This is a genomic window from Pseudomonas rubra, assembly GCF_028656935.1.
GTDB lineage: Bacteria > Pseudomonadota > Gammaproteobacteria > Pseudomonadales > Pseudomonadaceae > Aquipseudomonas > Aquipseudomonas rubra.
This window is the reverse complement of record NZ_JAMDGZ010000024.1, coordinates 22,728-29,461: the sequence shown is the minus strand read 5'-3', so window position 1 is coordinate 29,461 and position 6,734 is coordinate 22,728. Positions and strand designations below refer to the sequence as shown.

Below are 6,734 nucleotides of genomic sequence, written 5' to 3'. Positions count from 1 at the left end.
GGTTCATGGAGCCCTTACAATGGGTCGAGCACTACAACGCCACCAAGCAGGATTACACCCGGCAGTGCGCCTTCAATATCAAGAACACCCAGGATCAGCTGGGAGCGCAGGCGTTTTATCAAAGTATTGTTGCGCGCAACAGCATGCCGGCGGGCCAGGGGAAATTCACCTGGAACGAAATCATCATTGCCTCTTGGCCCGATGAACAGGCCGGCACCATCCCCGTGCAATCGTTTTTTTACACCGATGAAACGACTGGATTGAAAAATGCCCAACAAGACCAGCAAGACTGGTACAAACGCTATGGCAGTTTTGTGCCCATCGTCAAACTGACCTTGGCCACTGACGGCACTGGCACGACCACCTTCAGTTACGACGACAGCCAACAAGCGGTCAAAGCGCCTGAGGAAACGCCATCCTCCACCAATTGCGCCCGATACATCGCGTCAGCAGAGTGGTCGCGTCATTACGACCCTGGCACGGATAAAGAGCAAACGACCTTGTCAGTCAAACCCACCGAGTGTGGCCGCAATGCCCAGATCGATCAAAGCGAAGCCTTCTACAAGGAACTTCGCAGTAAATACGCGCACAACGCCCAGTGGACCCTGGACCAGAACAAAGACGTCGATGCCAGCATACAACGCCAGCTGGTCTGCCATTTCGTCATCGCCAGGGACGAGAGCGTCTGGACGTTAGAACCGTTCCGTCCCTATGTTGACCACGCGACAGCCGTGGAACAAAAATGCGACCCGCATTGAAGATCCTTGAGGCCTTCCAAGAATATGCCGATCAATTAGCCATTGGCTTGCCATGGCTGATTGATCGGCCCGCAGCGTCAGTGAACACAACAGAATACGGTTCCTGTTTCCAGTCCCCGATTATTTCAACAGGCAGCGCCGTACGAACGCCCACGCCCCCCGCAGTCAAAAAAGAGCTCCCATTGTGTTCGCGATCACGGGCAAAGAATGTCATCCTGTACTTCTCATCCGAGACAAACTTGATTTCATCATTGAAGATATACCCATCAGCGTCGTTGAGCACGATAACCCGGGCGCGGTCCTCATCACTGACAAAAAACTCTGTTGTATCCGGCCCAAACGGAAAAATTTTCCACGGGCGAGTATCACACTCGGACGAACATACCTCTTGCCATTCGGTGTCATCCTCGCCATCACCGCAACGCGTTGGCGGTCACCGAAGGCAACGGGATATAGGCCTCAAACAAGCCTGTGCGCGTATTGACATGCCTGCACTTTTGGTTAGTGGTATTGAAAACTTCAGGATCGTCATTAACGGCTGGCTTAACACCCATCACATTTATTGGACTCTTCATACTCACCTCTCATAGATAAGTGCACGCAAAACCACGGCACCCGTAGTTCATCAGTTGCAATGCTACCCACTTCACGATCGCCGTCTACTAACAAAAATGTCAGGTCGCACTTGTTTGAGCACAGATCCATGCGATCAAAACAGTGTCGTGATCACTTGCGTTTGCCAGCGTCATCGAGAGGGAGAAAGTTCAGCTCGCAACTGCTATTACCCGGCCTCATTTCCATCCAGCACCGCCTCGACCAGCGCCGTGGCGATCTCCAGCGAGTGCTGGGTCGCCCAGGCGTGGCCGCGCCCGCAAGCTTCGGTATGTTCGATGGTTTGGCTAAAGGTGGCCGTGGCAGCCTTGAGGTACATCAGCGCATGCACCAGGGCATCTTCGGCGCTGACGCCGCCCAGTACGCAGAGCAACGGTGGGTGGTCGGGGCAACTGAGCACGCGGGTTTCGGCGGTGCGGGTGAAGGTGACGCGCGGGGGATCGGGGACGGGCTTTTTCATGGTCAACTCCAGGTCGTATTGGAGCTACCACGCACCGTCGCCAAACGAATGGGTGGCAGCCATGTGCGGGTTGGCGAACCGGGACGACACTGGAGAAACCCGGCAGGGCCGAAACCCTCCCGCACATGGCCACCATTAACAAATGGAAGCACTCTGTCAGTATCATTTTGCCAGGTCGCCAAACCCAATCACCCAGAAATCAGGTGAACGAACGAGCCTAGTGCGCAGCTTTTCCCCGGGCAAGCAGATGGAGTCGACAGGTTGTGTAGGGTAATTCCTAGGACTTGCTCTGGCCAGTCTTGATGTGCTGATGTTGGGTGATGGCGGCGAGGGGCAGCTTGAGATGGGGATGCTCAGCGGGTGTACGCCGCAAGGCTTTCGGCGGGCTCGAGATCGAGCGCCGCCCGCGCGGCGCATCGCCGGCAAGGCCGGCCCCCACATTGGTTGCAACGTGCCATGGCCTGTAGGAGCGGCGTAGTCAGCCTTGGTGCAAGGCGGGGCTGCCCCGCGAGGGGCCGCCACTAACCAGCAATAACTACCACCCGTCGTGCCCCGGTTAGTTGCCTGCTGTGCGCTCCCTCAACCGGAGCCTAACCATGCCCACCCTCTCCACCGACAACCCCCATCACGCCCTGCTCAGCCAACGCCTGCCCGGCGATGTCCAGCATTTCAGCAACGACCACTGGGCCGCGCTGCGCAGCAGCCTGCACCCGGCCCAGGGCCTGCCGGGCAGCGAGGCGGACTGGTTCGCCAATGCCGCGCCGTACCTCAAGGACGCACTGCTCGACAGCCAAGCGCAGTTGCACCGCTCTCAGCAGGCCCTGGCCCGTTCGCTCAAGGGCTTGCAGAGCATCGCCGGGTTTGCCGAGCCGCTGTTGCGCGCCCGCTTGCTGGCTGACCATGGTTTCAATGCATCGTTGCCCGCCAGCGAGCTGGTTCGCGTGTACCAGGAGTACCACTGGATCGGCTCGCGCTACCTTTACAGCCATGACCGTCAGCCGCTGCTGGAAGCCGCCCTGCATAACTTCGGCGACGATGTGAGCTTCAGCGCCGACAGTGCGCTGGCCTTGAGCGCAGACATCGAGGTGGAACCGATCACCGTGTCGAGCTTCGTCACCATCAGCCCCGACCTGCCCGCCCACGCACTGCACTTGCCCTCAGAGCGCTACCGCATCAAGCGCCTGGCGTTGTCGCCGCAAGCCTTTGCGCAAAGCTGTCGCCAGTTGGACCTGGGGCGCCAGTACCAGAACCACCTGCAAGCGTTGTATGAAAACCCGGCCAACCGCGATCAGGTGCGTGAACAGGGCATTGCCGTGTACCGCGACCAGTTACGCGTAGCCCTGGCCCTGGCCGAGTTGCGTCACCAGCTGGACCGTCCGGCAATCGCTGCGGTACGCCAATTGCTCGACGGCACGCCCGGCCGTTGCTGGTTGCTGGGCGTGCTGGACGTGACCCTGCACGATGCGTTGGTGATCGACGCCGCCGACGCCGGCGTGCTGTTGTACCTGCCAGGCGCTGCGCAGCCGCTTGCTGGCACCGGCCTTTCGCCGCCTGTTCATTGGCCGGGTGCCGCTGGATCAACGTGCCACGGTGCTGGACAAACTGCGCCAGCGCCTGGATGCCAGCGACCAGGGCAACCCGCAGCAACACTGGCAGCCACGGGCCAATGCCGACCTGCAACTGGCCCGCAGCCGCATCGTCGAGCCGCTGTTCGGCTACCTGCAAGACCGCCACCTGGAGCGCCTCAAGGCCGAGGCCCAGCAGGTGGCGGTGCCCACGGCCGATGCCGATGCCCGCGCCCGTGACGAGCGGGTGCAACGCCTGGAAAATTTCGGCCTGAATGTGTTGAACCTGGCCAGTTTTTTCATCCCCGGGCTCGGTGAGATCATGCTCGCGGTCACGGCCTGGCAACTGCTCCATGAGTGCATCGAAGGCGTCGAGGCCTGGCAGCATGGCGACCGCGACACGGCGCTGCAGCACGCGGCCTCGGTGGGGCTGAACCTGGGCCTGATTGCCGGCTTTGCCGTGGCCGGCACGCTCGCCACCCGGCTGTTCAACAGCCCGTTGATGGAGCGCCTGGACGAGGTGACCCTGGCGGACGGCAGCGAACGCCTCTGGCAACCGGACCTGGCGCCCTACCGCAGCGACATCGCCCTGCCTGATGACCTGCAGGCCAATCAACAGGGCCAGTACCTGCTGGCTGGCAAGCACTACATCCGCATCGAGGGCCAACTGTACGAGCAGCGCCTGGATGCCAGTGGCGAGCAATGGCGCATGGTTCATCCGCAACAGCCGCAGGGCTACCAACCACCGTTGCTGCACAACGGCGAAGGGGCCTGGCGTGCAGAACATGAGCAACCACTAGACTGGTCCTACCCGACGCTGGTGCGCCGATTAAGCGAGGCGTACCAGGGTTACAGCGACACCCAGCTGGAAACAGCGCGACAAATCAGCGGCGTCGAGCGCACCGCGCTGCGCCAGGTGCACCTGCGCGGCGAGCCGTGCCCGCCGTTGTTGGCCGATGCCTTGCAACGCCTGGCGCTGGCCGAGCAGGCAGCGACACCTGCCATTGATCTGCCCCGCCTGTATGAAGGCAGCGGTGTGCAAAGCAGCGCATCGCTGCAACTGCGCGTGGACTACCCGCAACTGAGCCGGCCGCTGGCGGCACGCTTGCTGCGGCGCTTGCAGCCCGAAGAAATCAGCGCCTGGCAGGCGGGTGAGCCCCTGCCCGCCTGGTTCAGCGTGCTGGCGCGCCAGATCAATAGTGAGGTGCCGCTGAGCCGCGCCCTGGAAGGGCTGTTCGTGCCTGGCCTGGTCAGCCGCGACAGTGAACATCTGCTGCTGGCTTGCCTGCAACGCCTGCCCGGCTGGTCGCCTGCACTGCGCCTGGAACTGCGCGCCGCCAGCCCCCAGGGCCCGCTGCTGGCCAGCATCGGCGAGGTAACTGCCGGGCAGCGCTGCACGGTCTTGAAGAGCGCCCTGGGCTATGAGGCCTGGCGCGTTGAGCGCCCGGCCCCGGGCACAGTCCATGCCGACCTGTACGCAGCCCTGTTCGAAGCCCTGCCTGCCACCCAGCGCCAGGCACTGGGCCTGATGCCGGGCGCTGTCGAGCCTTTGCGCCTGGCCATCCAGGCCCGGGCAACGGCCTCGCGCGAGCAAGCCGCACGCTGGCTATGGGGCCATGCGCGCAGCGCGCCTGCCCGCGCCCGTTTGCTCGGCGGATTGCCGTCCGGGGACAACTTCCATTACCCGGACCAGCCGCTGTCCATCCCCTACCTGACCAGGCGCATGCGCCGCCTGTATCCCTCGTTTTCTGAGCGCGACATCGTCCATACCTTGCAGCAATGGCACGCAGAGGGCGCTAATGTGATCCTCGAAGTACGCGCCCAAGAGCAGGCCCTGCAGCAGCTACGCCGCGACCTGCAGGCCTGGGCCGGGCAAGCCCCGCGCCGGCAGCGGGCGATCAACCCGTTAGTCGAGGCCTGGCGCCACAACACCCTGCGCCTGCTGAGCAGTGGTGAGCCTCTGCCGAGCCTGAACCTGTCAAATCTCGAACTGGAAAACCATGACCTGCAATCCCTGCTGCTACCGGATCGCTTCGCCCATATCCGCGACCTCGACCTGGGTGGCAACCGCCAGTTGAGTCAACTTCCAGCCGGTTTGCTGGCACGCTTGCCCGGCCTTGAGCGGGTGTACCTTGACGGCTGCCGCTTCGACCAGTTGCCCGATCTGGTGCAACCGGCACGCTTACAAGCCCTGGACATGGAAAACAATCGCCTGACCTGGGACGCCCAAGCACAGACCACCTTGCGCAGCTTCACCCGCTTGCGCTTGCTCGAGCTTTCCAACAATCCACTGCTGCAAGCACCGGACCTTGGCGGTTTGCCGGAGCTACGCGGCATCAACCTGACCCACTGCAGCCTCACGGAGCTGCCGACCGGGCTGGCATCACTGGACCATCCCTTCTCCCTGGAGCTGGGTGAAAACCAGTTCACCCACCTGCCCGAGCCCTTGCTGATACCCGAACCGGTCGCCCGGGTCATGTGCCTGGAAAGCCCCTGGTTACGCCCACAGGTACTGGAGCAGATCGAGGCCTACTACACCGAACACGGCATCGACCTGCTGGTCGCCGAGGGCGACTACGAAGAGTTGCTCTACGGCATCACACCTACGCAGTTACAGGTGTGGAACCGCTTGCCCCTGGGCTACCGGCGCGACCTGCGGGTACTGACCCTGGACGATGCCTTCGCGCGCGATCCGCAGCAGGCCCAGCAGCGGTTGTGGCAACGGCTCGAACGCATGGACCAGGACCCGGCGTTCCGCGCCCAGGCCCTGGGGCGGCCAGCAGGCGAGTTGTTGGAGTTGCCATTGCCGGTGGGTGACCAACCTCCACGTATTTAATCAAAACAGGCGTTTGCTGTTAACAACTACCATTTTTATCAGGTGACAAGTTTGATTTGCGCCTGAAGAATGCAAACAGCAAGCGCCCTGTACTAATGGCAACAGAGTCAGTAAGCGTAGGGAGACAAGCATGTGGGACTGGATACTGTACGTCGACCAGATGACCCGCGCCGATCTATCGGAAGCTGCCGTAGCCGGGCTGGACGGCAGGGTCTACAGCCACTCCTCCGGCTTCTTCGCCACGCAAGCAGAAGTACATTCAATCGCTCGGTTTTTTGCCGGGCAGAGCGAACTGCCAGCACGCTTTTATCTGAACAACACTGAATACCACTGCCTTGAAAAGAATGAAGTGTCCATCAGAGGGGCGAATGGATCGCTGACCGCCTACTGCGAAAAGGTCAGGGATGTGATCCTGATCGCGCTGGGTGAAGGGTCGACTCATCGATCACCCATTACCTGTTTGGCCGCTCAGTTGCGCGAGTCTGCGAACTGACCCAGTGGGA

General features: G+C 61.8%; 4 protein-coding genes. 3 read left to right on the top strand and 1 reads right to left on the bottom strand.

The window, feature by feature from the left end:
• Window positions 1-758 (top strand): DUF2599 domain-containing protein (locus M5G17_RS12965; RefSeq protein ID WP_273893313.1); only part of this gene is annotated, 758 nt, incomplete at its 5' end.
• Window positions 759-1,539: 781 nt separating this feature from the next.
• Here the strand turns inward: M5G17_RS12965 and M5G17_RS12960 are convergent.
• Complete coding sequence (locus tag M5G17_RS12960) at window positions 1,540-1,830, bottom strand: hypothetical protein (RefSeq protein WP_273893311.1); 291 nt, start codon at window positions 1,828-1,830, stop codon at window positions 1,540-1,542.
• A 596-nt stretch (window positions 1,831-2,426) separates the two neighbouring features.
• On the opposite strand from M5G17_RS12960, the gene M5G17_RS27430 reads away from it, so the two are divergent.
• Complete coding sequence (locus M5G17_RS27430) at window positions 2,427-3,635, top strand: dermonecrotic toxin domain-containing protein (protein WP_337993374.1); 1,209 nt, start codon at window positions 2,427-2,429, stop codon at window positions 3,633-3,635.
• A 2,726-nt stretch (window positions 3,636-6,361) separates the two neighbouring features.
• Window positions 6,362-6,724 carry a profilin gene (locus M5G17_RS12950; RefSeq protein WP_273893309.1) on the top strand — a complete coding sequence of 121 codons (363 nt, stop codon included), beginning with the start codon at window positions 6,362-6,364 and terminating at the stop codon, window positions 6,722-6,724.
• The last annotated feature ends 10 nt before the right edge of the window (window positions 6,725-6,734 follow it).

Bases quoted from the DNA above. Each gene is read 5' to 3' on its own strand.
- M5G17_RS12960 (WP_273893311.1), bottom strand. From the start codon at position 1,830: ATGAAAAAGCCCGTCCCCGATCCCCCGCGCGTCACCTTCACCCGCACC.
- M5G17_RS27430 (WP_337993374.1), top strand. From the start codon at position 2,427: ATGCCCACCCTCTCCACCGACAACCCCCATCACGCCCTGCTCAGCCAA.
- M5G17_RS12950 (WP_273893309.1), top strand. From the start codon at position 6,362: ATGTGGGACTGGATACTGTACGTCGACCAGATGACCCGCGCCGATCTA.